This is a genomic window from Palleronia pontilimi (assembly GCF_016412875.1).
GTDB classification, from domain to species: domain Bacteria; phylum Pseudomonadota; class Alphaproteobacteria; order Rhodobacterales; family Rhodobacteraceae; genus Palleronia; species Palleronia pontilimi.
The window spans coordinates 161,243-187,979 of sequence record NZ_JAEKPD010000008.1; the positions used below are offsets into that span (position 1 = coordinate 161,243).

Genomic DNA, 26,737 nt, shown 5'->3' on the forward strand with positions numbered 1-26,737 from the left:
CCTGTCCAACCCCAACCCCGCCTGCGGGTTCCGTCAGGCGCGCCCCAGTTTTGCCTGGCGCGCGGCGTGCAGCTTCGCGAAGTCGTCGCCCGCGTGATAGCTCGACCGGGTGAGCGGCGTCGCCGACACCATCAGGAAGCCCTTGCCCCAGGCCGCCTTTTCGTAGCCCGCGAATTCCTCGGGCGTGACATAGCGGGCAACGGCGTGGTGCTTGGGCGTGGGCTGGAGATATTGGCCGATGGTGATGAAATCCACATCCGCCGCGCGCATGTCGTCCATGACCTGCAAAACCGCCTGCCGGTCTTCGCCAAGACCCACCATGATGCCGGACTTGGTGAACATGGACGGATCCAGTTCCTTGACGCGCTGGAGCAGGCGCAGCGAATGGAAATAGCGCGCGCCGGGGCGCACTTCGGGATAGAGGCCGGGCACGGTTTCCAGGTTGTGGTTGAACACGTCGGGCCGCGCCGCGACCACCGCTTCCAGCGCGTCCGCGCCGCATTTCAGGAAATCCGGCGTCAGCACTTCGATCGTGGTGCCGGGCGATTGCCGCCGCGTGGCGCGGATGGTCTGCGCGATATGGGCGGCACCGCCGTCATCCACGTCGTCGCGATCGACCGAGGTGATGACCACGTGGTTCAGCCCGAGCTTCTTCACCGCATCGGCGACCCGGCCCGGCTCGAACACGTCAAGCGCGTCGGGGCGCCCCGTCGCCACGTTGCAGAAGGTGCAGCCGCGCGTGCAGATGTCGCCCATGATCATCATCGTGGCGTGACCCTGGGACCAGCATTCGCCCACGTTGGGGCAGCCCGCTTCTTCGCAGACCGTCACCAGCTTGTGCTCGCGCATGATCTCGCGCGTGGCCTTGTAGCCGTCGCCCGACGGCGCCTTTACCCGGATCCAGTCGGGCTTTTTCAAGCGCGGGGTGTCGGGCCTGTGGGCCTTTTCCGGGTGGCGCTGGTCGGGCAGTTTCAGATCGCGGGGCATGGGCGGTCCTCCTGCCCTTTAGTTAGGGGAGGAGCGCCCGAAAGTCCAAGCCCCGGCAAGCATTTGCGTCGCGGCACTGCGCCGCGTGGGCTCAGCCGATCATCGGGCCAAGCGCGCCCTGGGTTTCGCGGTAGTGACGCTGAAGACGCTGCAGGCCGATTCGCAGCACGATCTTGCCCGAGCGCGCTGCCCACCCCATGCGTTTTTCGATGCTTTCCATGCCTTCCAGGTGGCAGCAGGCGCGCAGCACCACGTCCCCAAGCCCGGGGCCGAGGTCGTGCATCACCGCATGGACCCGCGCACGGGCGGCGTCCGGGCCGTGGGCATGGGCGATGTCGTCGCCGATGGTCGGCGTCTCGGGGCCGTTCATCATGTCGTCCCAGTTCTGCTCGGGCGTGCCCGCCATCTCGGCGATCTCGAAATCCTCGCGCATCCGTTCGCCAGCCCGCACCAGATCTTCGGTCAGGAACACGTTGCCGTCCTTGTCGCGGCGACGCGACAGCATCATCAGCGGGCTTTCCACGGTGCCGTAGCGCATCCCGCGCGCGTCGCGATCCTCGGGCTGGGCCTTGGTGACGGGCGCGTCCGTCAGCAGGTCCTTCAGCGCCACGCGGCCCGCGGGCTTGATGTGATAGCGCGCGATGCGGCCGTTGGATTGGGACGCGATCCATCCCTTCAGCGCCATGGCCTCGGCGATCATGGTGTCGACCGTGCCGGTGCGGACGGTCTGGCCATCCTTCTGTTCGCGGACGACGACGGCCTTCTCCATGCCGTCGGCCACGGCAAGGCAGGCGCCCGGCTCGGACAGGCGGCGCAGGATGCGGCGTGCCTCGTTGGCGATCAGCTCTTCGCTGGGCGCGTCGTCGATCTTCGTCATCTTCATGGAAGCAGCTCCAATGCTCACAACCCCGTTTGACGCGGGGGTGCGCTGACGTCCGAGACGTTGCAGCGCGTGGTCAATGAGAGGATCGTCCCGAAGCTGTTCGCATCTTCGTACCTGTCGCAGGATGGTCGATGCGTGGCAGTCCGATTGCCGCGCGAGTGCCCTGATCGGCACGCCGTCCACCACGTGGCTGAGATAGACACGCGCCTGTTCTGGCACCCAGCCCGGCACCGGGCTGTGAGCGAATTTCGTCATAGGTCCGTTCCCCTGTTCAGCACAGCCATTCGGCCAAGTTGTCCACAGCGTTTGTCGCCGTATGTATAAGAATCATCCTACAACCTGAGGTTGCCGTGTGGATATCATTGGCGGCGAATTGCCTGTATTGGCCACATTGGTGACACAATATTAACACAATTTAACAGATGCGAACGCTCGACATTGTCGCCACGCAACACTACTTCAGGTTGTGTCAGGTCTTGTGCATAACTTTTTGCAGGAGCCTGCCATGAAACACTTCGCCTCCCCCCTAGAATCGCTGCGCCGCCCCAAGCTTCTGATCAGCGCGGCGCGGCACGGCCTGTCGGATTACGACCGCGCGACGGCCCTGCGCCGGATCTTGGGCAGTCCCGCACCGCTTGAGGGGCGCTGGTATCTGGCGGATCTGGTTGCGCTGGAAGACGCCCAGAACGATCGGCGCAAGGAGAGGGACGCGCGCTATTCGATCGCGCGCCACGTGGATCTTCTGGTGGCGTTGCTGGCCGAAAACGCGGCGATGCTGGAGGCCGCGTCTAGCTGAACGCGTCTTTCATGCTGGCCTTCTTCGTCGCGATGTATTCGCGCAGGTTGCCCGCGATTTCGGGATCGAGGTCCGGCTGGCGATACTCGGCCAGCCGCTTGGCGACCAGCGCGGTCGCCAGCGTCTGGGTATCGCGGCTGCCTTCTTCGAACCAGGTCTCGAACGGTTTGTGGTCGAAGATCTCGGTGCGCCAGAAGGCGTCCTTGAAGTTGGCTTGGGTATGCGCGCAGCCAAGGAAGTGACCCGCGGGCCCGACCTCGCGAAACGCGTCCATGGCCTGGCCGTTTTCGCTGATATCGACACCCGCGGCGAGACCGTGCAGGACACCCAGCTGGTCGGCATCCATGACGAATTTCTCGTAGGAAGACACCAACCCGCCTTCGAGCCAGCCACAGGCGTGGAGCATGAAATTCACGCCCGCCAGAAGTCCGGCATTCAGCGAATTCGCCGTCTCGTAGGCGGCCTGAGCGTCGGGCAGTTTCGAATCGCAGAACGATCCGGCCGACCGGTACGGAAGGCCAAGGCGGCGCATCAGCTGACCCGCGCCATAGGTGATCTTGGCGGCTTCCGGCGTGCCGAAAGTGGGCGCGCCCGAGTTCATGTCGATGGACGTGACGAACGCACCCGCGATCATCGGTGCGCCGGGGCGGATCAGCTGGGAATAGGCCACGCCCACCATCACCTCGGCCAGCACCTGCGTCAGCGTGCCCGCGACGGACACGGGCGCCATCGCCCCGCCGACGATGAAGGGCGACAGGATGCAGGCCTGGTTGTTGGCGGCATAGACCTCGAGCGCGCCGATCATGGTGGCATCGAAGGTCAGCGGCGAGTTCACGTTGATGAGCGACACCATGCAGGTGTTGTCCTGCACGAACTGCTTGCCGAACAGGATCTCGCACATCTCGACCGAATCCTGCGCGCGGCTCGGCTCGGTGACCGAGCCCATGAAGGGCTTGTCGGACAGCGTCATGTGGGCGTGCAGCATGTCCAGGTGGCGCTTGTTGACGGGAATGTCGGTCGGCTCGCAGACGGTGCCGCCCGAATGGTGCAGCCACTTCGACATGTATCCGAGCTTCACGAAGTTCTGGAAATCGGCCAGCGTAGCGTAACGGCGGCCCCCCGCGGCGTCGCGCACGAAGGGCGGGCCATAGACCGGGGCCAGCACCAGGTTGCGCCCGCCGATCTCGACGTTGCGCTCGGGGTTGCGGGCGTGCTGGGTGAAGGATGCGGGCGCCGTGGCACAGAGCCCGCGCACCAGGCCCTTGGGGAAGCGGACCCGCTCGCCGTCCACGTCGGCACCCGCGTCGCGCCAGCGCTGCAGACCTTCGGGGTTTTCGACGAAATTGACGCCGATCTCTTGCAGAAGGATCTCGGCGTTGGATTCGATGATCTCGATGGCTTCGGGTGTCAGAACCTCGAAATCGGGGATGTTGCGGGTGATGAAGCGGGCGGTCTCGAAGCTGACCGCGCTGCGCTCGGCCCGGCGCGCAGCCCCGCCCCCTGCCCCGCGCCCGCGTTTGCGTGTTGCTGCTTCAGACATGTTCCACCCTCATGATCGATGTTTTTCACCCATACGTCTTTCGATCTGCGCCCCATCGCCGGTTTGCGCCGCCTGATGGTGGGAAACGACATCGCCGGGCGATACTGCCGCGGCTTGCGGGCGCGCAGGCAACGATTTAACAGCGCACCATGTCCGATATCGCAATCGCCCCCGCACATCAGGCCGACCACCAGAAGCTTCTGATCGTGGATTTCGGCAGCCAGGTCACCCAGCTGATCGCGCGTCGTCTGCGCGAGCTGAACGTCTATTGCGAAATCCATCCCTTTCAGAATGTCGACGACGCGTTTCTGGACAGTTTCCAGCCGATGGCGGTGATCCTGTCGGGCGGACCGGCATCGGTGCGGGACGACGGATCGCCCCGCCCGCCCATGCGGATCTTCGAGATGGGCGTGCCGGTGCTGGGGATCTGCTACGGCCAGCAGGTGATGATGCAGATGCTGGGCGGCCAGGTCGAACGCGGCCACGGCACCGCCGAGTTCGGGCGCGCCTACGTGACGCCCGCCGCGGCGCAGACGAAGCTGCTGGACGGCTGGTTCGACGGCGGGCGCGAACAGGTCTGGATGAGCCACGGCGACCACGTGGCCAAGATCGCGCCCGGCTTCGAGGTTTGCGGTACGTCCCCCAACGCGCCCTTCGCCGTAACCGCCGACACCGACCGGCATTTCTACGCCGTGCAGTTCCACCCCGAGGTGCACCACACCCCCAACGGCGCGAAGCTTTACGAGAACTTCGTGCGGATCGCGGGCTTCACCGGCGACTGGACCATGGGCGCCTACCGCGAGCAGGCGATCGCCGCCATCCGCGACCAGGTGGGCGATGCGCACGTGATCTGCGGGCTCTCGGGCGGCGTGGATTCGTCGGTCGCCGCCGTCCTGATCCACGAGGCTATCGGCGACCAGCTGACCTGCGTCTTCGTAGACCACGGCCTGCTGCGCAAGGGCGAGGCCGAGGAAGTCGTCACCATGTTCCGCGACCATTACAACATGGCGCTGATCCACGCTGACGAGCGGGACCTGTTCCTGGGCGAGCTCGACGGCGTGAGCGACCCGGAAACCAAGCGCAAGATCATCGGTCGTCTGTTCATCGACGTGTTCCAGAAGCACGCCAACGTGATCCCCGATGCGCGCTTCCTGGCGCAGGGCACGCTCTATCCCGACGTCATCGAATCGGTGTCGTTCAGCGGCGGGCCGTCGGTCACCATCAAGTCGCACCACAACGTGGGCGGCCTGCCCGAAAAGATGGGCCTGACGCTGGTCGAGCCGTTGCGTGAGCTCTTCAAGGACGAGGTGCGTGCGCTCGGCACCGAACTGGGCCTGCCCCAATCCTTCATCGGCCGCCATCCTTTTCCCGGTCCGGGTCTAGCGATCCGGTGCCCGGGCGAGATCACGCGCGAAAAGCTCGATATCCTGCGCGAGGCGGACGCGGTCTATATCGACCAGATCCGCAAGCACGGGCTTTACGACGAGATCTGGCAGGCCTTCGTCGCCATCCTTCCGGTGCGGACCGTGGGCGTCATGGGCGACGGGCGCACCTACGACTTCGCATGCGCGCTGCGGGCCGTCACCTCGGTCGACGGCATGACCGCCGATTACTACCCGTTCACCCACGAGTTCCTGGGCGAAACGGCGACCCGGATCATCAACGAGGTGCCGGGCATCAACCGCGTCACCTACGACATCACGTCGAAGCCGCCGGGCACGATCGAGTGGGAATGACGCCATGCGCACGGATCTGCCTGTGATCCTGCGGGCGATCGTGGCCGCGGACAGCGCGATACCGAGTTCGACGCGCCCCGACGCACGGGCCCGCCCGCCGCGTGTCTGACACCGGACCTGCCCCCTTGGTGCGCGCCGCGCTGTGGATGTCCGGAGCGATCGTGTCGTTCACGACCATGGCGGTGGCGGGCCGGGCCGTGTCCATTCAGCTCGATACGTTCGAATTGATGATGTACCGCTCGCTGGTCGGTATAGTGCTGGTCGTGACGATTGGAGCGATCGCGGGCAGCCTGCGGCAGATCACGACCCACCAGCTGGGCCTGCACGCCGTGCGCAACCTGTTCCACTTCGCGGGCCAGAACCTGTGGTTCTATGCCATCACGGTCATCCCGCTGGCGCAGGTCTTCGCGCTGGAATTCACGTCGCCCATCTGGGTCGCGCTGGCCGCGCCGCTTCTTCTGGCAGAACGGCTGACCCGGATGCGGATGCTGGCCGCACTACTCGGGTTCGTGGGTGTCCTGGTGGTGGCGCGGCCCGGCCTGGACGGGTTCGGAGCGGGGCAACTGGCAGCGGCGACGGCGGCGATCGGTTTCGCCGGCTCGGCGGTCTTCACGAAGATCCTGACCCGCCGCAACTCGATCACCTGCATCCTGTTCTGGCTGACCGTCATGCAGGCGGTCTTCGGTCTGCTCTGCGCGGGCGTGGACGGGCGCATCGCGGTGCCGCATGGCGAGGTCACCGCGTGGCTGATCGTCATCGGGTGCGCCGGGCTTGCCGCGCATTTCTGCCTGACCAGCGCGCTCACCATCGCGCCCGCCACGTTGGTCATTCCGTTCGACTTCCTGCGGCTGCCGGTGATCGCCGCGATCGGCATGCTTCTCTATGGCGAGCCGTTCGATATCTACGTCATGATCGGCGCGGGCATCATCTTCGCGGCGAATTACGCCAACCTGTGGACCGAGAGCCGACGTCCCGGTGTTGCCTAAAATACCCGCGAATTCAGCACCCAAACCCGTGACGCAGGGTCACTATTTGAGCAGCGCGCAAACATGGTCATAAGCGGTCGAAGTCAACCCCTACCCGCTGCATAGGTCTTGTAAATGAAAAAACTTCTCGGCACCGTCGCCATCGTCGCTCTGGCCCCCGGACTGGCCAGCGCACTGGGCCTGGACCGTTCCGGCCAGCCCGTTTCGCTTTTGTTCGAAGATGGCAATGTCGCCGAGCTGAGCTTCGGTCGCGTGTTTCCGTCGGTCGACGGCCAGGACAATTTCGCCGTTTCGGCCGCCGGACGGCCCGAAAGCGGCAATGTCGCCGACAATTACAGCCAGGTCGGCTTTGGCGTGAAGTACGACGTGAACCCCAAGGTGTCGGTGTCGGTGTCCTTCGACCAGCCCTACGGCTCGAACGTCGATTATCCCGTCTTCGACGGCAGCGAAGGCTCGATCCTGCTGGGCGGCACATCGGCGACCGTCGACAGCCGCGCGGTGCAGGCGCTGGGGCGTTACAAGATCAACGACAATTTCAGCGTGCATGGCGGCCTGCGCTACCAAGAAATCCAGGCCGACGTGACGCTTGCCGGCGCCGCCTACCTGCAGCGCGATCCCGCCACCGGCGCGGTCATCGGCAATGGCCTGAACGGCTACAATGCCCGGTTCGACGATGACGGCGATATCGGCTACCTGATCGGCGCCGCCTACGAGCGTCCCGAAATCGCGCTGCGCGTCGCCCTGACCTATTTCAGCGGAACGACCCACAGGCTGCCGACGATTGAATCCATCAACGGTTTCCAGGTCGCGCCCGAATCGGTGACCGAGGTCGAGGCGCCCGAGTCCGTGAACCTGGATTTCCAGACCGGCATCGCAGCGGACACGCTTCTGTTCGGCTCGATCCGCTACGCCTGGTACGAAGACACGAAGGTGTCGCCGTTCGTCTTCGGAAATTCCGACGGCTCGGGCACGCGGTCGCTGACCGATATCGAAGACAGCTATGCCCTGAACATCGGCGTCGGCCGTCGCTTCAACGACAAGCTGAGCGGCTCGGTGTCGTTCGGATACGAGCCCAAGGGCGACGACCTGGTGTCGCCCCTGGCGCCGACAAACGGCTTGAAGTCGATCGCACTGGGCCTGTCCTACAACGTGACCGAGCAGTTCAAGGTTTCCGGCGGCATCCGCTACGCCCGCCTGGGCGACGCGACCTCGGCCCCCGGCGGCAATGGAGTTGCGGATTTCGACGACAACGACGTGGTCGCGATCGGCATGAAGATCGGCTACAGTTTCTAAGATCGACTTCCGACGCAAGAATACGGGCCTCGGCGCACGCGCCGGGGCCCGTTTCGTTTCGTACCCCGCGCCGGATATCCGGGCGTATCGGCCCGGACGCGACGCCCCTAGCCAGCGTCCGCGCCCCGCGCTAAGAGGCGCCCATGATCTACAAGACAGGACAGGACTGGCTGAACGCCCCCGCCAAGCGCGTGCTGTTCTTCGGCATGTCGGGGCTTGGAAAGACCTATCTTTCCAAGATGTTGCGCGACGCGGGCGGGTGGTTTCACTACTCGGTCGATTACCGCATCGGCACCCGCTACATGGGCGAGCACATCGCGGACAACTTCAAGCGCGAAGCGATGAAGGTGCCGCTTTTGCGCGAATTGCTGATGAGCGATTCGATCTATGTCGCGTCGAACATCACCTTCGACAATCTTGCCCCCTTGTCGACCTACCTGGGCAAGCCGGGCGATCCCGCGCGCGGTGGTCTTGACTACACCGAATACGTCACGCGCCAGGCCCAGCACCGCGACGCCGAACTGGCGGCCATGGCCGACACGGTGCCGTTCATCGACCGGGCCCGAACGATCTATGGCTACGACAATTTCGTTTGCGACAGCTCGGGCTCGGTCTGCGAAATCGTGGATCCATCGGATCCCGACGACCTCACGCTCAGCGCGATGGCCGACAACCTGCTCATGGTCTGGCTGAAGGGCACGCCCGCCCACACGGCCGAGCTTGTCCGCCGCTTCGACCGCGCGCCCAAGCCCATGTATTATCAGCCGCAATTCCTGGCGCGGGCCTGGAGCGATTACCGCGCGTTGTCCGGCGACCCGCCAGACCGGGTCAATCCCGACGATTTCGTGCGCTGGACCTATGCCCGCGCGCTGGAGCATCGCCAGCCCAGATACGCGGCCATGGCCGAGCGAGGGCTGACGATCGAGGTCGATCAGCTGAGCGGGGTCGACACGCCAGAATCGGTTGTGACGCTGATCGCTGATGCGATCGACGCTCAGGCGCAGGCTTGAGATCGCGTCCGTGATCCTTACCTGAACCCACATTCCCTCACCGGACCGAGCCCAAAAATGCCCATCAAGCTGCCCTCCGACCTGCCCGCCTTCGACGTGCTGCGCAACGAAGGGGTCATGGTCATGGGCGAGCGCGAGGCCGCGCGCCAGGATATCCGTCCGTTGAAGATCGGGCTTCTGAACCTGATGCCCAAGAAGATCCAGACCGAGAACCAGTTCGCCCGCCTGATCGGTGCTGGGCCGATCCAGATCGACCTGAACCTGATCCGCATGTCCGAGCACCAGACCCGCAACACCGCCGCCGCGCATATGGAAGCGTTCTATCGCCCCTTCACGGACGTGCAGCACGAGAAGTTCGACGGGCTGATCATCACCGGCGCGCCCATCGAGCACCTGGACTTCGAAGACGTGTCCTATTGGGACGAGCTGCGGCAGGTCATGGACTGGACCCAGACCAACGTGCACGCGACGTTCGGCGTCTGCTGGGGGGGCATGGCGATGATCAACCATTTCCACGGGGTGCCGAAGCACCTGCTGGACGCCAAGCTTTTCGGCTGTTTCCGGCACCGCAACCTGGATCCGACGACGCCGCTTCTGCGCGGCTTCTCAGACGATTGCGTGATCCCCGTCAGCCGCTGGACCGAGATGCGCCAGGCCGATATCGACCGCGCGCCGGGCTTGCGGACCCTGCTGGAAAGCCCCGAGGCGGGGCCCGCGCTGGTGGCCGACCCGGATCACCGCTCCACCTATATCTTCAACCATTTCGAGTATGACGACGACACGCTGAAGCAGGAATACGACCGCGACGTGGCCGCGGGCGTGCCGATCAACGTGCCGGGCAACTACTACCCCGATGACAATCCGTTGTTGCAGCCGCTCAATCGGTGGCGGAGCCACGCGCATCTCCTATATGGAAATTGGATTAACGAGATTTACCAGTCGGTGCCCTATGACCCTGACCAGATTGGCCTTTAAGACTGCCGTTGCGGGATTGCTCGTGGCGGGCTGCAGCGCGATCGTGTCGACACGGACCGACCGGCGCGAGGCCGAGGCCGAGGCCCAGTTTCCCCCCATCGGGCAATTCACCGAGGTCGAAGGCCGCCGCGTCCATTACGTGCAGAAAGGCGACGGCCCCGACCTGGTGCTGCTCCACGGCGCATCCGGCAACTTGCGCGAATTCACCTTCCGTTTCGTCGATCAGGTGAAGGACCGCTACCGCGTCACCGTCTTCGACCGTCCCGGCCTTGGATATACCGAGCTTGCGCCGAACCTGCGCGACCCGTGGGGCAATGACGGCGAAGCGCCGCTTCAACAGGCCAGCCTACTGGCCGCGGCCGCGCGCGCCATCGGCGTGGACAGGCCCATCGTGCTGGGCCATTCCTACGGCGGGGCAGTGGCGATGGCCTGGGCGCTCGACCATGCTCCATCCGCGGTGGTGGTCGTGTCCGGCGCGACGCAACCCTGGGAAGGCGGCCTGGGACCGCTCTATACCGTGAATGGCTCGAAATTCGGCGGCTCGGTGGTCGTGCCGCTCATCTCGGCCTTCACCACCGACAACGTGGTGCGCGGCGCGGTCGCGGGGATCTTCGATCCGCAAGAGCCGCCCGACGGCTACCTGGACCACATCGGCGCCCCCCTGACGCTGCGGGCGGATTCCTTCCGGGCCAACGCGCGCCAGGTCAACACCCTGAAGCCGCACGTCATCCATATGTCGCAGCGCTATCCCGAGCTACGGCTGCCGGTGGAAATCGTCCACGGAACGGCCGATGAGGTGGTGCCGATCCACATTCACTCGGAAAAGCTGGTGAACCAGATCGAGGGCGCGACCCTGCATCGCCTGCCGGGCATCGGCCACATGCCGCACCATGTCGCCATGCCGGCCGTGGTCGACGCCATCGACCGCGCCGCTTTCCGCGCCGGATTGCGCTAGGCGCGCGCGGCCCCTAGGCTCGCCCGACATCCGCAATCCAAGGCACTGCCCATGTCCCTGCCCTTCGACGGCGCGATCAGCCGCTTCCACGACGCGTCCGCACCCCAAGCCATTCGCGACGCACTGGCATCCGCCGACAAGAAAGACATCCTCGCCCAAGACTTTCCCTACGCGCGGCGCATGGGCAGGAAGTCCTACGAAGACAATTTGGCGGCGTTGCAACACCAACTGGTCCGCCTCCAGGCGGATGTGAAAGAGACCGGCAAGCGCGTGGTCGTCGTCTTCGAAGGCCGCGACGCGTCCGGAAAGGGCGGTACGATCAAGCGGTTCCGCGAGAACCTGAACCCGCGCGTCGCGCGCACCGTGGCCCTTTCCAAACCCACCGAAACCGAAGCGGGCGAATGGTATTTCCAGCGCTACATCCGCCATCTTCCCACGGCGGGTGAAATCGTTCTGTTCGACCGATCCTGGTACAATCGCGCCGTGGTCGAGCACGTGTTCGGCTTCTGCACCGACGACCAGCGCGCCACCTTCTTCGACCAGGTGGACGATTTCGAGAACATGCTGGTCCGCGATGGCGTTACGCTGGTCAAGCTCTGGCTGAACGTGAGCCGGGCCGAGCAATTGCGCCGCTTCCTGTCGCGCGAACGCGATCCGCTGAAGCAGTGGAAGCTCAGCTGGATCGACGTCGAAGGGCTGAACCGCTGGGAATCCTACACCCACGCCATCGGCGAGACCTTCCAGCGCACCCATTCCGACACCGCGCCCTGGACGGTGATCCGGTCCGACGACAAGCGCCGCGCGCGGCTGGCCGCGATCCGCGCGGTGCTGTCCCGGGTTGACTATGACGGCAGGGATGACGGCATCGTGGGATCCCCCGACGACAAGATCGCGGGCGGGCCGGAGATCTGGCCCTTCGATCTGAATGGCTAAACGCGGCTACCATCATGGCAACCTGGCGCAGGCCCTGGTCGATGCGGCGCTGAAGCTGATCGAGGAAAAGGGCCCCACTGGCTTCACCCTGTCCGAAGCGGCCAAGCTGGCGGGCGTCACCCCGGCCGCCGTTTACCGCCATTTCGAGGGCCGCGAACAGCTGATCGCCGAATGCGCCCGCCAGGGCTACGAGATCTTCGGTGACCTGATGGAGCACGCCTACAACTCGGGCCAGCCCTCGGCGCTGGCCTCGTTCGAGGCCACGGGACGCGCCTATCTGGCCTTCGCTCGCAAACATCCCGGCCACTACGTCGCGATGTTCGAAAGCAGCCTGAACGTGCAGCGCCACCCCGAGCTGCACGCGGTCGCCGCCCGCGCCAACGGTGTGCTGGAACGCGCCGCCGCCGACCTGTCGCAGCATATCCCGGCCGACCGCCGCCCGCCGGCGCAGATGTTCAGCGCCCATATCTGGGCCCTGTCGCACGGCGTCGTCGAACTTTTCGCCCGCAACTCGCCCGGCACGAACGTGCCCTACCCGCCCGAGGATCTGCTGGAAGCCGGGATCGGCATCTACCTGCGCGGACTGGGACTGATCGCGCCGGACTGACCGGTGCGCTGCGAGATCATTTGGGATGGTGGCGGACCATAGAGGATTCGAACCTCTGGCCTCTGCCTTCGGAGGGCAGCGCTCTATCCAGCTGAGCTAATGGTCCTTGCAGGTCTTCCTAGCGTCGGGCGCCCAGGCCCGCAACGGCAAAGTCAGGCGAAAAGCTCGTGGCAAAGATGCAGCGCATCCACCAGCGCGTCCACCTCGTCGCGGGTATTGTAGACCGCGAAGGACGCGCGCGTCGTGGCCGCGACGCCCAGGTGATCCATCAGCGGCCCGGCGCAATGCTGGCCCGCGCGCACCGCGATGCCGCGCTTGTCCAGCACCGTCGAGATGTCGTGCGGATGGCCGTTGCCCTCGAGCGTGAAGGAAAACATCGCGCCCTTCCCCGGCGCCGTGCCCTGCACCGACACCCAGTTCAGACCCGCCAGGCTTTGGGAGGCGTAATCACGCAGATCCGCCTCGTGCGCCGCGATATTGTCCATCCCCAGAGCTGTCATCCAATCCAGTGCAGCGCCCAGCCCGATCTGCTGGACGATGCCGGGCGTGCCGGCTTCGAATTTCATGGGCGGGCTGTTGTAGTCGATGCCGTCACGCCGCACTTCGCGGATCATGTCGCCGCCGCCCATGAAGGGGCGCATCTCGGCCATGCGTTCGGGCCGGATATAGATCCCGCCCGATCCCGAGGGCCCGTAAAGCTTGTGGCCGGTGACGGCGTAGAAGTCGCAGCCGATGTCTTCCACGTCGACCGTCATGTGCACCGCCGCCTGGCTTCCGTCGATCAGGACGGCGACACCGCGTTCTCGGGCGGCTTGGCAGATCGTCTTAACGTCCACCACCGTGCCCAGCACGTTGGACATGTGGGTGATCGCGATCAGCTTGGTCTTCGGCCCGATCGCGTCGATCACCGCCTGCGGGTCCAGCGATCCGTCGGCCGCGATATCGACCCATTTCAGCACCGCGCCCTGCCGCTCGCGCAGGAAATGCCAGGGCACGATGTTGGCGTGATGCTCCATGATCGACAGCACGATTTCGTCGCCTGGCTCGAACCGGGGCATGGCCCAACCATAGGCGACGGTGTTGATGCCCTCGGTGGTGCCCGAATTCATCACGATGCTGTCTTCGCTGGCCGCGCCCAGGAAGGACGCGATCTTGCCGCGCACCGCCTCGTAATTCTCGGTCGAAATCGACGACAGCGTGTGCAGCCCCCGATGCACGTTGGAATAGTCTTCCGAATAGGCGCGGGTGATCGTGTCGATCACCACCTGCGGCTTCTGCGCGGACGCGCCGCTGTCCAGATAGACCAGCGGCTTGCCGTTCACTTGGCGCGACAGGATCGGGAAATCCGCGCGGACGCGGGCGATATCTAGCATGGGAAGAACCTCCTACCGGGGGACAGTTACGCCCACCAGCGTCAGCAGGAAAGAGAGGCCAAGTGCCACACCTATGAGCACCATCACGATCATTCCGAACACCTTGCCCAAGTTGTCGAAGCCATGCAGCTCGGCGATGAAGTTCGTGAGCAGCCAGAAGAACAGGACCATGCCCGCCAGCAGGATCAGGCCCGCCAGTGGCGGCACCAGCAGCATCGCGACGAATTGCAGGATCTGCAGGCACATCATGATGAACTGCACCCAGGCCACGGCGAGGATCGCGTCGGGAAAGCGGCCCTTGCCGCCGAACGAGCGGCCGATCCAGTCGATCAGGAAGACCGACACCACCAGGATCGCCATCTGGATCAGTCCCAATGTCAGGGGCGTCAACAAAAGCGGGCGGGCTCCGTCGGCAGGCAGCATGGCGACCAGCACCAGGTTGCTGACTTCGCCCACGAAGATCGACAGCACGACGACCAGCAGCAGCGTCTGCCACAGCGTGACGCGGTCGATCTTCAGCGCCATGAGCCGCGCGAAGGTCGGACGGGGTGCGCGCAGCGTGTCGCGCACGAGCCCGGCCAGGTTTGGGATCGACAGAAGGCTCATGCCGCGTCTCCGAATTCGACCGCGTAGAGCCCGGCCAGCCAAAGCGCCAGGAACGCCACGAACGCCACCAGTCCCGTCAGGTTCAGGGCCGCACCGGCGCCGATGAAGCCCGCGACCAGGCCCCAAAGCAGCCAGAACGGCACCGCCGCCAGCAATGCCCAGAAGAGCGCCATTCGCGCTTCAAGGTAAGTCGCCTTGCCGCCGAACAGCCGCGCGATGACGTGACTGATCCCGGCGATCCCGTAAAGGACCAGCGGCGCGATGAAGAGCCAGCCCAAAAGCGCGCCGCCCACCAGCATGTCCAGCTCCTGGCCGGACAGATGCGCCTCGCGCGATAGGCGCGGCCATTGGCCCACGAAGATCAGCCCGCAGGCCAACATCAGCGTGACCAGCGCCCGCGCCTCGCCGCGACCGTCACCGGTGCCCGCCATCCTGCGGCGCAGCACCGGTCCGGGTCCGCGGTAGCTGGCCAGTATGTCGCCGGTCAGCGCCACCTCAGCCCGCGTGCCGCGCGAGCCAGGCGTCAAGCCGCTCCGCGATCTCGCTGGCGATGTCCTTGTCGTCGATTTCTTCCAGCGTCTCGGCCAGGAAGGACAGGACCAGCAGATCCTCGGCACGGGCCTTCGGCACGCCGCGCGACCGCAGGTAGAACAGCGCATCCTCGTCGATGGCGCCCGTGGTCGAGCCGTGCGAGCACACCACGTCGTCGGCGTAGATCTCGAGCTCGGGCTTGGCCAGGAACTGGCTGTCGTCGTCCAGCAGAAGCGACTGGCTGATCTGGTAGCCGTCGGTCTTCTGGGCGTCCTTCTTCACCAGGATCTTGCCCTGGAACACGCCCACGGCGCCGTTCTTCAGCACCTTCTTGAACACCTGGCGGCTTTCACAGCGCAGCGCGTCGTGGGTGACGAAGACGGTGTCGTCGTGATGCATGGGATCCGTCTTGGCATCGCCGATGGCCGCGCCCGCCACGTGGGCCACGCTGTCATCGCCCAGGAATTCCACGACGTGCTCGTTGCGGGTCAGCGCCCCATTGGCGGTCAGAGTGAAGGATTTGAACGTGGCATTCGCCCCCAGCCGTGCGAAGGACGCCGTCGCCGCGCGACGGTCGTGGTTGCGGCCCTGGGTGCGGACGTGATGCAGCGTCGCACCATCCGCGATGTCCGCCTCGAGCACGGTGTTGAACCGCGCGGCGACCGGCCCGGATTCGAGCAGCGTCAGTTCGGCGCCCTCGGTCAGTTGCACCACGTGGTGCAGGATGGCGTCCGATCCCGCGTCGCGGTGGTCATAGACGATCTGGACGGGACGGCTGACCCGGCCCGTGACCCTCAGCAGAACGCCATCGCTTGCGAAAGCGGTGTTCAGCGCCGTCAGGGGGCGTTCGACCGGGTTCTGGCCACGGGCTTCCAGGTGGCCGTAAAGCTCGCGCGCCCAGTGGATATCGGCTTGCCCCGCATCGGCCAGCCGCGCGATCTCGACGCCCTCGAGCGCAAGCGCGTCCGACGCATCGGCGTTGAACACGCCGTCCACGAACACGATTTTCAGCGTGTCCCTGTCCGCGTAAAGCGGGGTTTCGTCGGACACGTCCATGGGCGCGGCCGCCACCGGCGCGACGGCGTTGAAATCGCGCGGGCTGGTGAAGCGCCAGTACTCGTCGCGCGGTTGCGGCAGGCCCATCTGCTTCAGGCGTCCCACCGCTTCCTGCCGGGCGCCAAGGCTCCAGCCCGTGTCGGTCGGCAGCGACAGATCCGCCAGACGGGCGTCGGTAGCGTCCTGCTTGGGTTTCGCCAGCGCCATCAAGCCGTCTCCGCCAACAGATCGGCATAGCCATTGCGCTCGACCTCGAGCGCCAGTTCGGGACCGCCCGTCTTGATGATCCGGCCGTCGGACATGATGTGGACGACATCGGGTTCGATATGATCCAGAAGACGTTGATAATGCGTGATAACCAGGAATGCGCGATTTTCGTCGCGCAGCGCGTTCACGCCCTGGGCCACCAGCTTCATCGCGTCGACGTCAAGACCCGAATCGGTCTCATCCAGGATGCACATCTTCGGCTCGAGCATGGCCATCTGCAGGATCTCGTTACGCTTCTTCTCGCCGCCCGAGAAGCCCACGTTGACCGGGCGCTTCAGCATGTCGGCGTCGATCTGCAGCTCCTTCGCCTTGGCGCGCACCAGTTTCAGGAAGTCGGCGGCGTTGATCTCGTCCTGGCCGCGGGCCTTGCGTTGCGCGTTCATCGCCGTGCGCAGGAACGTCATGTTGCCCACGCCCGGGATCTCGACGGGATACTGAAAGGCCAGGAACATGCCCGCCGCCGCGCGCTCTTCGGGGTCCATCTCGAGGATGTCCTCACCTTCGAGCGTCGCCGTGCCGTCGGTCACTTCGTAGCCGCCGCGCCCCGAAAGGACGTAGCTCAGCGTCGACTTGCCCGAACCGTTCGGGCCCATGATCGCGTGCACCTTGCCGGCCTCGACCGTCAGGTCCACGCCCTTGAGGATTTGTTTATCCTCTTCTTCCAGTTTCACGTGCAGGTTCTTGATCTCAAGCATGTCTCGTCTCTTTCGTCTGCGGTCTCCGGTCGGGCCGGGTCCATTTCGGTGTGGTCCTATCAAGGACCGGCTCGGGTCTAAAGGGCGCTTTCGCGCGCGCCCGGAACTTCATGCGCTGCGGGCGCGCGCGGGCTCGCCCAGCATGGGCAGCAGGTCCACGTAGCGTTCCGCGGCTTCCTGCGCGACCCGGCCCCGCGCGATCAACAAATCCAGACAGCGCACGGCCAGGTCGAAACTTTCCAGAACGCCGTCGGCCAGGATCGCCAGGTGCTTCAGCTTCTCGTCGTCCACGGCATCGGGCTCGAGCAGATCGCGGATGAAAATCGCGTCGCCGTCGATCAGCTGGTTGCGGTGGCGGCGCTTGTCCAGCCGGGTGGCAAGCCCACCGCGCAGCGACAAGCCCTTGAGAAACAGGAACTTGTGCAGCATCAGGCCGTGGCCGCGCAGCGCCGCCATCTGGCTGTCCAGAAGCGGCTGGTGCTTGTAGATCGGCAGGAAGCCCACCTCGGTGATGACGGCGCAGACAGTCGACAGCCTTTGCGCCGCGCCGTCGTAGACCAGCAGCTCGCCACCCTGCACGTCGATCTTCAGCAGGTCGAAATCGTCGGGCTCATCCAGGTCGTCCAACCGGACGGTGTCGAACTCGATCTCCTGCTCGACCGTAATGGGCTTGGACATGCGCTGCAGATAGGCATGCGCCGGGGGGTTCGGCTCCAGCAGCGACGTGAGCGACGGCATCCGCGTCACGTGCAGCTTGCGCCGCTGCCCGTCGCCCACCGCGTGGGGCAGATAGGTCTCGTCCGGCTTGCTGGTCAGCCGCTCGTAAGCGCGCGGATCGGGCTCGAAGCCCCAGACGTGGCAATGGCCCGCGTCGCGCAGGTTGGCGTAGGGATTGTCGTTAATGGGGTTGGCGCCCACATCGACGACGCGCGTCTTGCGCGCGGGCCGAAGCAGGTCGACCAGCCGGTCGGCATCGAAATAGTGCTGCGCCTGCCCCGCCATCTCAGCGCCGCCGCTTGTCGCGCAGGAACAGCACGGAAATGGCGACGCCGATGGCGGCCGAAACGACCGCCGCGACGATGAAATGCAGGAACGATGCCGCCATCCACCACGACGCGCTGACCATCAGTCCCATGACCGTGGCCACCCCGATGATAACGCTGGCGATCCAGCGCTTCGATTCGGGCACGCGGATGCGGTCAAGGCCGCTCATGCCGCGGTCCCACAGGATAGGATCAGTTGGCGAAGGCCGCCAGGATGGGTCCGTGCTCGAGCATCACGCGATTCGCATAGGTGTCGGTGTAAAGCGTTGCGAACGCTTCGGGAAACAGCGTCGCCATGTGCGCGTCGCCCAGGAACATCGCGCCCACGCCCACCGCCATCGCCCCTTGCAGCGCGGGCTTGTCGAGACGCAGGGCGATCATGGCAAGCACGGCTGCAATCCCGGCCAATCCCAGGTCGCCCAGCAGCAGGACCGCCCAGCTGAGGGTCGGCATGTCCGTTCCCAGCAATGGCTCCACCCGGATGAACGCCGCGCGTGCGGCAATCATCGACGCGGCGCCGATGGCCAGCGCGAAGGCCAGCCGGTGCAACGGGATCTTCTTGGACGCGCTCTTGATCCGCAGCTGCGCGCCGCCCTCGGGATGTGCCGAGATCTGCTTCTGCATCGTCCCGGACGCACCTTTCGCGATCAGCGCAAGGCGCTGTTCGAAAGACTTGTTCTGTGTCGCAGCTTTGCCGTGCAAGAGACCACTCCCCGAAACTTTCCCGTTTCCCCAAGTTCAGTAATGCCGGGGCAAAACGGCGAAACAAGGGCACGGAAATGGCGGTGGCGCGCCATAACGTGGGGTCAAGCCCCCACGATTCATCGTTAATTTGCACGTTGCGCGCCATCGGGTCAGCCCACCGAGCCTTCTAGCGAGATCGCGACAAGCTGTTGCGCTTCCATGGCGAACTCCATGGGCAGCGCCTGCAGGACTTCCTTGCAGAAGCCGTTGACGATCAGGGCCACGGCCTCTTCCTCGTCCAGGCCGCGGCTTTGGCAATAGAACATCTGGTCGTCATCGACCTTGGACGTCGTCGCCTCGTGCTCGACCCGGCTGCTGTTGTTCTTGACCTCGATATACGGCACCGTATGCGCGCCGCACTCGCCGCCGATCAGCAGGCTGTCGCACTGGGTATAGTTGCGGCTGTTCTTGGCCTTGGGATGCATCGACACCAGCCCGCGATAGGTGTTCTGCGCGTGGCCCGCGCTGATGCCCTTGCTGACGATCCGCGACCGGGTGTTCTTGCCCAGGTGGATCATCTTGGTGCCCGTGTCGGCCTGCTGCCAGTTGTTGGTGATGGCGATGGAATAGAACTCGCCCTGGCTGTCGTCTCCGCGCAGGATACAAGACGGGTATTTCCACGTCAGCGCGCTGCCGGTTTCCACCTGCGTCCAGCTCACCTTCGAGCGGTCGCCCCGACAATCGGCGCGCTTGGTGACGAAGTTGTAGATGCCGCCCTTGCCGTTCTCGTCGCCCGGATACCAGTTCTGGACTGTGGAATACTTCACTTCGGCATCGTCCAGCGCGACTATCTCCACCACCGCCGCGTGCAGTTGGTTGGTGTCGCGCATGGGGGCGGTGCAGCCTTCCAGGTAGCTGACATAGCTGCCTTCGTCGGCGATGATCAGCGTGCGTTCGAACTGGCCGGTATTTTCCGCGTTGATGCGGAAATAGGTGCTCAGCTCCATCGGGCAGCGCACCCCCTTGGGGATATAGACGAAGGATCCGTCGCTGAAGACCGCCGAATTGAGGGTGGCGAAATAGTTGTCCTGCACCGGGACGACCGACGCGAGATACTTCTTCACCAGCTCGGGATGCTCGCGGATCGCTTCCGAGATCGAACAGAAGATGACCCCCGCCTTCGACAGCTCCTTCTTGAAGGTCGTGCCGACGCTGACGCTGTCGAACACGGCATCCACCGCGACGCGGCGCTCGCCATCGGGCGCGGGCATGTCTTCGGCCCCTTCGACACCGGCCAGAAGCATCTGTTCCTTCAGCGGAATGCCCAGCTTCTTGTAGGTTTCCAGCAGCTTGGGGTCCACGTCGTCCAGCGACTTGGGCTTGTCCTTCATCGACGCGGGCGACGCGTAGTAATACTGCTCCTGGTAGTCCACGGGCGCGTATTTCAGCATGGACCAGTCGGGCTCGTCCATCTTCTGCCAGCGCGCGAAGGCCTCCAGCCGCCAATCGAGCATCCACTCGGGCTCGTCGTTGCGCTCGGAAATCAGGCGCACGATGTCCTCGGTCAGGCCCTTGGGCGCGAAATCCATCTCGATTTCGGTGTTCCAGCCGTGCTTGTACGTGCCGCTGAGCTGCGCCACGGCATCGACCGTCTGCTGGTCGACGCCTTCTTTCACCTTCTCGTGCAGGATGGTGTCTTCGCTCATGGTTCTTCTCCTTCTCAGGCCGCCCGGGCCCGGTATTTCTGCCGCGCCGCCAGCCATGTATCGGCCAGCCGCGCCAAATCCTCGTCGCTCGTGTCGGGCCCGATCGACACCCGCAGGGCCGATCCCGCCGCCGTTTCGTCGAAACCCATCGCCGCCAGCGTGCCGCTGCCGCGCAGCTTGCCGCTGGAACACGCCGAGCCGGCACTGACCGCAAACCCCGCAAGGTCCATCTGCATGACCTGCGTCTCGCCCTTCCAGCCGGGCGTGACAAGGCAGGATGTGTTGGGAAGACGCGCGGCATCCTGCCCTACACAGATAAGCCCTTCGGCGTGATCTGCCAGATGCGCCTCGAACGCATTGCGCCGTCCCGCCACGTCATTCCACACGCCTGCGTCCAGATCCCGTGCCGCCGCCGCGGCCGCGGCACCGAATCCGGCGATCGCCGCGACGTTTTCGGTGCCCGAGCGGCGCCCCATCTCCTGGCCGCCACCGCGGATCCGCGCGGCCACGTCCAGCCCGCGCCGGATCACCAGCGCGCCCACGCCCTTCGGCCCGCCGATCTTGTGCGCCGACACCATCGCCATGTCCGCGCCGGACCAGTCGAAGGCGAACGGGATCTTCCCGAAGGCCTGCGTCGCGTCGACCAGCGCCAGTCTTTGCGGCAGGTCCTGCACCACGCCCGTCTCGGAATTCGCGGCCTGCAAAGCCGTCACGGACGGATCCGCGACCACCACGCCGCCGCGCGCGTCGATGCCGAGCGACGCGTCGCACCAGGCCAGCACGGCTTCGTGCTCGACGGGCGCGCAGACCAATCCGCGCCCCGCACAGGCCAGCGCCGCCGCCTCGGTCGCGCCCGACACGAAGACCACGTCCGCCGCTTCGGCCCCCATCGCCGTGGCCACCTGTGCCCGCGCCCGCTCGACCAAAGCGCGCGCCGCGCGGCCTTCGGCATGGATCGCCGACGGATTGCCCGCGACGTCGAGCGCCGCAAGCATCGCCGCGCGCGCCTCGGGGCGCAGCGGTGCACTGGCATTCCAGTCCAGATAGACCCGCCCGCTCACGCGCCCTGCCCCTTCATCTTTCCCCAAATACCTCGGGGAGCCGCGCAGCGGCGGGGCAGAGCCCCGTATGGCGCGCGATCAACCATCATCCACGACCTCGAACAAGGTCGGAACCGCGGGACACGGGGCCAGGTCGTTGCCCACCACGTCCGACAGGCGGGTCTGGTGCAGATACACGTAAACCTGCGCGCTCAGCCCTTCCCAAAGCCGGTTGGTCAGCGATTGCGCCCGGGTTCCCGACGTGCCGCCCGACGCGCCCGCGCCCAGATGCATGGCGCTGACCGTCTCATCCACCGCGCCCAGGACCTCGGACACGCGGATTTCCGAGGCCGGGCGCGCCAGCCGGTAGCCACCGCCCGGACCACGCACCGATTCCACAAGGCCGTCGCGGCGCAGCTTCACGAAGAGCTGTTCGAGGTATGGCAGCGAAATGCTCTGGCGCTTCGACAGCTCGGAAAGCGACACCAGACCGTCGCGCCCGTGCAACGCCAGGTCGCTGAGCGCGACCATCGCATAGCGTCCCTTCGTGCTGAGCTTCATGCCATCCCCAAAACCGCGCGAGTGTTGACGCGACACGCGCCGCCCACTACCTGACAAGTCAACCGGCACGCCTTTGGCCTGCCAGATTAGAATGCTTCTAAGGTGCCCGACGCTTTTCGTCAACAATGGCCGGGCGCCGCGACACAGGAAAGATCCATCGCCGATGCCCGAGGTAATTTTTCCCGGCCCAGAAGGCCGTCTGGAAGGCCGCTACCACCCGCAGAAGATGCGCGACGCGCCGATCGCCATCGTGCTGCATCCGCATCCCCAGTTCGGCGGGACCATGAACAACCGCGTGGTCTATAACCTGCACTACGCGTTCCTGGAGCTCGGCTTCACCGTTCTGCGCTTCAACTTCCGCGGCGTGGGCCGCAGCCAGGGCGAATACGACCAGGGTATCGGCGAGCTTTCGGATGCCGCCGCCGCTCTGGACTACCTGCAGTCGATGAACAACAACGCCAAGCATTGCTGGGTCGCGGGCTTCAGCTTCGGCGCGTGGATCGGGATGCAGCTTCTGATGCGTCGCCCCGAGATCACCGGCTTCATCTCGGTCAGTCCGCCCGCCAATATGTACGATTTCAGTTTCCTCGCCCCCTGCCCGTCCTCGGGCCTGATCATCAACGGCACCAATGACCGCGTGGCCCCGCCGAAGGACACGCACACGCTGGTGGGCAAGCTGCATGAGCAGAAGGGCATCACCGTCACGCACGAGGAAATGGAAGGCGCGGGCCACTTCTTCGAAGATCCGCACATGGAGCCGATGATCGGCCTGGTGCAGGATTACGTGAAACGCCGGTTGACCGAAACATCGCGTTGATCCGCGACCAAGCCGCCCGGTTGTTGAATCCCCTGCAGCTCATCGTAAAACGCCACGAGCGGCCCGTTCGCGTCGGGGTGTAGTGAATGGCGCTTTCCGCCGTCTAATTTAAATGTGCGGCAGCCCGTGCGGACTGCCGCGTCGGTGTCAGCCCACCAGCTTCCGCGTCATCTCGACCAGCCGCGTCGCCTGGTAGCCGATGGATTTGCGATGCACATCCTCGAGCTCGCCCGCGGCCATCGAGAAGCCGTAGGGGTTGCCGTTATCCTCGAACTTGATGGGATCGGCGTAGCCCGGTGCTACGATGATCGCGCCCCAATGCATCGCGGTGGTGTAGAGCGACAGGATCGTCGCCTCCTGCCCGCCATGGGACGAATTCGAAGACGTGGTCGCGGTGAAGGTCTTGTTGGCCAGCGCGCCCTTCTGCCAAAGCCCGCCCAGCGTGTCGATGAAGACGCGCAGCTGGCTGGCCACGACGCCGAACCGGGTTGGCGCGGAGACGAAATAGCCGTCGGCCCATTCCATGTCGTCCGGTGTCGCCTCGGGGATGTCCTGCATCTTTTCGAGCTGGGCTTTCCAGGCGTCCTGGCTTTCCACGACGTCTTTTGGGGCACTTTCGGCGACGCGGCGCACGCGGATATCGGCCCCCGCCTCCGTCGCGGCGTCGGCCGCGGCCAGCGCCACCGCGTGGTTCGTGCCGTAGGTCGAATAGAACAGAATAAGGATTTTGGGATCGGCCATGGGTCTTCTCCTATGTCAGCGGTTATACCGCATCTTAGGTGGTGTCGTGCGGGCCCCTTGGAAACGGCGCACGCACGATCACTTGATGTGCGGCATCGCACCGGAGGGCCGATGCGCGCGCTCTAGCGTTTCAGGATGATCCACAGGGCGTGGACGATCCCGGGCAAATACCCCAGAAGGGTCAGCAGGATGTTGATCCAGAAATGCTTGCCAAGGCCTTCCTGAAGGAAAACGCCAAGCGGCGGCAGCAGGATCGCGACGATGATGCGGATGATGTCCATGGTGACTCCTTTCGCCGCCAATGGCCGACCCAGTCGATTGTTCCGCTCCATTCCCGGTATACCGCTGCATACCCTTCCCTAACCGGGCGCGCTGGTCTATGAGGCACGGTAAATCACCGCATCAACAGGAAGGTCTGTTCCCCCATGCCCAAGATCAAAGTCGCCAACCCCGTGGTCGAACTCGACGGCGACGAGATGACCCGCATCATTTGGGATTTCATCAAGAAGAAGCTGATCCTGCCCTATCTCGACATCGACCTGCTGTATTACGACCTCGGAATCGAAGAGCGCGACCGCACCGAAGACCAGATCACGGTGGACGCGGCCAACAAGATCAAGGAAATCGGCGTCGGCGTGAAATGCGCCACGATCACGCCGGACGAAGGCCGCGTGGAAGAATTCGGCCTGAAGAAGATGTGGCGCAGCCCCAACGGCACGATCCGCAACATCCTGGGCGGCGTCGTCTTCCGCGAGCCGATCATCTGCTCGAACGTGCCGCGCTTGGTGCCGGGCTGGACCCAGCCCATCATCATCGGACGCCACGCTTACGGCGACCAGTACCGCGCCACGGACATGAAATTCCCCGGCCCCGGCAAGCTGTCGATGAAATTCGTGGGCGAAGACGGCACCGTGATGGAGGAAGAAGTCTTCGACGCGCCGTCCTCGGGCATCTACATGGGCATGTACAACCTGGACAGCTCGATCGAGGATTTCGCCCGCGCATCGTTCAACTACGGCCTGAAGCGCAACTACCCGGTCTATCTGTCCACAAAGAACACGATCCTGAAGCAGTATGACGGCCAGTTCATGCTGATCTTCCAGCGCATCTTCGACGCCGAATTCGCCGACAAGTTCAAGGAAGCGGGCCTGACCTACGAGCACCGCCTGATTGACGACATGGTGGCGGCCGCGATGAAGTGGTCGGGCGGCTATGTCTGGGCCTGCAAAAATTACGACGGCGACGTGCAGTCCGACACGGTGGCGCAGGGCTTCGGATCGCTGGGGCTGATGACCAGCGCCCTGATGACGCCCGACGGCAAGGTCGTCGAATCCGAAGCCGCGCACGGCACCGTCACCCGCCACTATCGCCAGCACCAGAAGGGCGAACAGACCTCAACCAACTCGATCGCGTCGATCTACGCGTGGACCGGGGGGCTCAAGCACCGCGCCAAGCTGGACGACAACGCCGAGCTGATGCAATTCGCCGAGACGCTGGAAAAGGTCGTCGTCGACACCGTGGAATCGGGCGACATGACCAAGGACCTGGCGCTGCTGGTCGGCCCCGAGCAGAAGTGGCTGACCACGACCGGGTTCCTCGACAAGGTCGACGAGAACCTGCAGAAGGCGCTGTCCTAAGGCAGCTTCGGGGGCGGTGCCGATCGCGGCGCCGCCCCTTCTCATTACGGGCAGCCGTCGTCGCGCATCGCCCCATCCGGCATCACGGTCTTGCAGAAGACCGCCCCGCTCAGCCCCGCCGCTTGCAAGATTGCATCTGTCAGATCCGCACCGCTCAGATCGGCCCCCGACAGCACCGCACCCGTCAGGTCCGCGCCGCGCAAGACCGCGTCCACCAGGCTGGCGTCGCGCAGGTTGGCGCCCATGAGGAAGGCGCCCGTCAGATCGGCGCCGCCCAGGTCCGCGCCGCTCAGTGTCGCCTTGGGCAACGCCACTTCCACCATCGACGCACCGACCAGATTCGCGCCCGACAGGTCTGATCCGCGCGCGTTGGCCCGGTCGAAGGCGATGCAGCGCATGTCCGCGTTCCGGAAGCGGACGAAGGGCATGAACGTGTCGCGCATGTCGGCCCCCGACAGGTCCGCGCCGTCGAACACCGCGTAGGTCAGGTAGGCATCCCGCAGGTCCGCGCCGCTCAGATCCGCGTCGGCCAGGTCGCAGTCGCGGCACTGGTTTTCGGCAAGCAGGCGTTCGACCGCGCCGGGCGCCGCGGCGAGAGCGGGCATCGACACCAGCAGGCAGATCGGCAGCAACATCCGCATGGCAGGCGACTCCTTTAGGGTTGCGGGACTATCGCGTCCCGGCGCAACATCGCGCAACGCGACCTTTGGCGCATTTTCCCCGCGGTCGGCGTTGGCGATCATGGCCGCGAACCGAACCAAAGGACCGACCATGAAACCAATCGCCGCCGCCCTCGCCCTTTTCCTTGCCGGACCCGCACTGGCGCAGACGCAGGAGTCGGGCCGGGTCGGATCCGGCGCCCCCGAGGACATCTTCATGGAAGTGACCCACGGCGACGACGGTGCGCCCGTGCTCAGCCAGGACGAATTCACCCTCGCCCATGGCGGCTATTACCGTTTCAACCTGGTCTGCCCCGAAGAGCTGACATCCGAGACCGGCTTTCACTTCGAGGCGACGGAGCTTCTGGAAAACGCCCATATCCGGGTCCTGTCCGTGGCCGAAACGGACCTGGAATTCTACATGCAAGGGCTGAGCTTCCGGGCCATCGAATGCGACGATGCGGGCACGGCGCGCTTCAGCTTCCACCCCATGCGCAAGGGCGTCTATCCGATCTACGTGCGCGATCAATCCATCCCGCCGAAAGAGGTGTTCGGCCGCATCATCGTCGAGTGACCGCAGTCGGCACCGCTTGCCTCGATCCGCGCGGCGGGCCAGAACG

29 protein-coding genes and 1 tRNA gene are annotated in these 26,737 nt (G+C 65.1%); 12 read left to right on the forward strand and 18 right to left on the reverse strand.

Translation table 11 applies throughout. The features are described 5' to 3' along the window. Positions 1 to 33: 33 nt before the first annotated feature. Both lipA and ILP92_RS09625 read right to left on the reverse strand, forming a co-directional pair. A complete protein-coding gene (gene lipA / locus ILP92_RS09620; RefSeq protein ID WP_198916169.1) occupies positions 34 to 987 on the reverse strand; it encodes a lipoyl synthase in 954 nt (317 codons plus the stop codon). 91 nt (positions 988 to 1,078) lie between these two features. Next, positions 1,079 to 1,870 (reverse strand): DUF6456 domain-containing protein, encoded by a 792-nt coding sequence (locus ILP92_RS09625; protein ID WP_368667860.1) that lies wholly within the window; start codon positions 1,868 to 1,870, stop codon positions 1,079 to 1,081. A 505-nt stretch (positions 1,871 to 2,375) separates the two neighbouring features. Between ILP92_RS09625 and ILP92_RS09630 the strand changes: the two genes are divergently transcribed. Then, positions 2,376 to 2,666 (forward strand): DUF6477 family protein, encoded by a 291-nt coding sequence (locus ILP92_RS09630; protein ID WP_198916171.1) that lies wholly within the window; start codon positions 2,376 to 2,378, stop codon positions 2,664 to 2,666. Here the strand turns inward: ILP92_RS09630 and ILP92_RS09635 are convergent. Beyond that, positions 2,659 to 4,206, reverse strand: a complete 1,548-nt coding sequence (locus tag ILP92_RS09635; protein WP_198916172.1) for a trimethylamine methyltransferase family protein — start codon at positions 4,204 to 4,206, stop codon at positions 2,659 to 2,661. The two genes, ILP92_RS09630 and ILP92_RS09635, sit on opposite strands and share 8 nt — an antisense overlap. A 149-nt stretch (positions 4,207 to 4,355) precedes the next feature. Here ILP92_RS09635 and guaA point away from each other — a divergent pair, with 149 nt between their 5' ends. From guaA to ILP92_RS09675, 8 genes are all read left to right on the forward strand, one after another. Beyond that, on the forward strand, positions 4,356 to 5,942 hold the full coding sequence (gene guaA / locus ILP92_RS09640) for a glutamine-hydrolyzing GMP synthase (RefSeq protein ID WP_198916173.1): 1,587 nt from the start codon (positions 4,356 to 4,358) through the stop codon (positions 5,940 to 5,942). A 146-nt stretch (positions 5,943 to 6,088) separates the two neighbouring features. Further along, positions 6,089 to 6,928, forward strand: coding sequence for a DMT family transporter (locus ILP92_RS09645; protein ID WP_198916283.1), 840 nt, complete (start codon positions 6,089 to 6,091; stop codon positions 6,926 to 6,928). Positions 6,929 to 7,042: 114 nt separating this feature from the next. Continuing rightward, positions 7,043 to 8,221 (forward strand): OmpP1/FadL family transporter, encoded by a 1,179-nt coding sequence (locus ILP92_RS09650; RefSeq protein ID WP_198916174.1) that lies wholly within the window; start codon positions 7,043 to 7,045, stop codon positions 8,219 to 8,221. 143 nt (positions 8,222 to 8,364) lie between these two features. Continuing rightward, positions 8,365 to 9,231: an ATPase gene (locus tag ILP92_RS09655; RefSeq protein WP_198916175.1), complete on the forward strand. Its 867-nt coding sequence runs from the start codon at positions 8,365 to 8,367 to the stop codon at positions 9,229 to 9,231. A gap of 57 nt (positions 9,232 to 9,288) precedes the next feature. Continuing rightward, a complete protein-coding gene (gene metA / locus ILP92_RS09660; RefSeq protein WP_198916176.1) occupies positions 9,289 to 10,206 on the forward strand; it encodes a homoserine O-acetyltransferase MetA in 918 nt (305 codons plus the stop codon). Positions 10,207 to 10,249: 43 nt separating this feature from the next. Then, positions 10,250 to 11,161 (forward strand): alpha/beta fold hydrolase, encoded by a 912-nt coding sequence (locus ILP92_RS09665; RefSeq protein WP_368667861.1) that lies wholly within the window; start codon positions 10,250 to 10,252, stop codon positions 11,159 to 11,161. A gap of 51 nt (positions 11,162 to 11,212) precedes the next feature. Then, a complete protein-coding gene (gene ppk2 / locus ILP92_RS09670) occupies positions 11,213 to 12,094 on the forward strand; it encodes a polyphosphate kinase 2 (protein WP_198916178.1) in 882 nt (293 codons plus the stop codon). Beyond that, entirely contained in the window at positions 12,087 to 12,701 is a 615-nt protein-coding gene (locus tag ILP92_RS09675; protein ID WP_198916179.1) for a TetR/AcrR family transcriptional regulator, read from the forward strand. The genes ppk2 and ILP92_RS09675 overlap by 8 nt, the downstream gene beginning before the upstream one ends. Positions 12,702 to 12,730: 29 nt before the next feature. On the opposite strand, the gene ILP92_RS09680 is transcribed toward ILP92_RS09675, so the two are convergent. From ILP92_RS09680 to iscR, 12 genes are all read right to left on the reverse strand, one after another. Continuing rightward, positions 12,731 to 12,807: transfer RNA gene (locus ILP92_RS09680), tRNA-Arg, on the reverse strand. Positions 12,808 to 12,853: 46 nt separating this feature from the next. After that, positions 12,854 to 14,074 carry a cysteine desulfurase gene (locus tag ILP92_RS09685; protein ID WP_198916180.1) on the reverse strand — a complete coding sequence of 407 codons (1,221 nt, stop codon included), beginning with the start codon at positions 14,072 to 14,074 and terminating at the stop codon, positions 12,854 to 12,856. 12 nt (positions 14,075 to 14,086) lie between these two features. Then, positions 14,087 to 14,680, reverse strand: a complete 594-nt coding sequence (locus ILP92_RS09690) for a Yip1 family protein (RefSeq protein ID WP_198916181.1) — start codon at positions 14,678 to 14,680, stop codon at positions 14,087 to 14,089. Beyond that, positions 14,677 to 15,207: a YIP1 family protein gene (locus ILP92_RS09695; RefSeq protein ID WP_214650009.1), complete on the reverse strand. Its 531-nt coding sequence runs from the start codon at positions 15,205 to 15,207 to the stop codon at positions 14,677 to 14,679. The genes ILP92_RS09690 and ILP92_RS09695 overlap by 4 nt, the downstream gene beginning before the upstream one ends. Then, positions 15,176 to 16,474 carry a SufB/SufD family protein gene (locus tag ILP92_RS09700; protein ID WP_198916182.1) on the reverse strand — a complete coding sequence of 433 codons (1,299 nt, stop codon included), beginning with the start codon at positions 16,472 to 16,474 and terminating at the stop codon, positions 15,176 to 15,178. The genes ILP92_RS09695 and ILP92_RS09700 overlap by 32 nt, the downstream gene beginning before the upstream one ends. Beyond that, positions 16,474 to 17,229 (reverse strand): Fe-S cluster assembly ATPase SufC, encoded by a 756-nt coding sequence (sufC, locus tag ILP92_RS09705; protein WP_198916183.1) that lies wholly within the window; start codon positions 17,227 to 17,229, stop codon positions 16,474 to 16,476. The genes ILP92_RS09700 and sufC overlap by 1 nt, the downstream gene beginning before the upstream one ends. Positions 17,230 to 17,337: 108 nt before the next feature. Beyond that, positions 17,338 to 18,231 (reverse strand): FkbM family methyltransferase, encoded by an 894-nt coding sequence (locus ILP92_RS09710; protein WP_198916184.1) that lies wholly within the window; start codon positions 18,229 to 18,231, stop codon positions 17,338 to 17,340. Between the two features lies 1 nt (position 18,232). Then, entirely contained in the window at positions 18,233 to 18,442 is a 210-nt protein-coding gene (locus ILP92_RS09715) for a hypothetical protein (RefSeq protein WP_198916185.1), read from the reverse strand. A 22-nt stretch (positions 18,443 to 18,464) separates the two neighbouring features. Then, a complete protein-coding gene (locus tag ILP92_RS09720) occupies positions 18,465 to 18,896 on the reverse strand; it encodes a hypothetical protein (RefSeq protein ID WP_198916186.1) in 432 nt (143 codons plus the stop codon). 230 nt (positions 18,897 to 19,126) lie between these two features. Beyond that, positions 19,127 to 20,662 (reverse strand): Fe-S cluster assembly protein SufB, encoded by a 1,536-nt coding sequence (gene sufB / locus ILP92_RS09725; RefSeq protein ID WP_198916187.1) that lies wholly within the window; start codon positions 20,660 to 20,662, stop codon positions 19,127 to 19,129. 14 nt (positions 20,663 to 20,676) lie between these two features. Beyond that, on the reverse strand, positions 20,677 to 21,723 hold the full coding sequence (locus tag ILP92_RS09730; protein WP_198916188.1) for a cysteine desulfurase family protein: 1,047 nt from the start codon (positions 21,721 to 21,723) through the stop codon (positions 20,677 to 20,679). A 78-nt stretch (positions 21,724 to 21,801) separates the two neighbouring features. Further along, entirely contained in the window at positions 21,802 to 22,263 is a 462-nt protein-coding gene (gene iscR / locus ILP92_RS09735) for a Fe-S cluster assembly transcriptional regulator IscR (protein ID WP_198916189.1), read from the reverse strand. A gap of 163 nt (positions 22,264 to 22,426) precedes the next feature. Here iscR and ILP92_RS09740 point away from each other — a divergent pair, with 163 nt between their 5' ends. Next, positions 22,427 to 23,080, forward strand: coding sequence for an alpha/beta hydrolase (locus ILP92_RS09740; RefSeq protein WP_198916190.1), 654 nt, complete (start codon positions 22,427 to 22,429; stop codon positions 23,078 to 23,080). 147 nt (positions 23,081 to 23,227) lie between these two features. Here the strand turns inward: ILP92_RS09740 and wrbA are convergent, their stop codons facing one another. Next, entirely contained in the window at positions 23,228 to 23,821 is a 594-nt protein-coding gene (wrbA, locus tag ILP92_RS09745) for an NAD(P)H:quinone oxidoreductase (RefSeq protein ID WP_198916191.1), read from the reverse strand. Positions 23,822 to 23,943: 122 nt separating this feature from the next. Further along, on the reverse strand, positions 23,944 to 24,102 hold the full coding sequence (locus tag ILP92_RS09750; RefSeq protein ID WP_198916192.1) for a YqaE/Pmp3 family membrane protein: 159 nt from the start codon (positions 24,100 to 24,102) through the stop codon (positions 23,944 to 23,946). A gap of 144 nt (positions 24,103 to 24,246) precedes the next feature. Here ILP92_RS09750 and ILP92_RS09755 point away from each other — a divergent pair, with 144 nt between their 5' ends. Next, positions 24,247 to 25,458: an NADP-dependent isocitrate dehydrogenase gene (locus ILP92_RS09755; protein WP_198916193.1), complete on the forward strand. Its 1,212-nt coding sequence runs from the start codon at positions 24,247 to 24,249 to the stop codon at positions 25,456 to 25,458. A 44-nt stretch (positions 25,459 to 25,502) separates the two neighbouring features. Here ILP92_RS09755 and ILP92_RS09760 read toward each other — a convergent pair whose 3' ends face one another. Next, positions 25,503 to 26,099, reverse strand: a complete 597-nt coding sequence (locus tag ILP92_RS09760) for a pentapeptide repeat-containing protein (RefSeq protein WP_198916194.1) — start codon at positions 26,097 to 26,099, stop codon at positions 25,503 to 25,505. Positions 26,100 to 26,229: 130 nt separating this feature from the next. Between ILP92_RS09760 and ILP92_RS09765 the strand changes: the two genes are divergently transcribed. Next, on the forward strand, positions 26,230 to 26,691 hold the full coding sequence (locus tag ILP92_RS09765) for a hypothetical protein (RefSeq protein WP_198916195.1): 462 nt from the start codon (positions 26,230 to 26,232) through the stop codon (positions 26,689 to 26,691). Positions 26,692 to 26,737 lie beyond the last annotated feature (46 nt).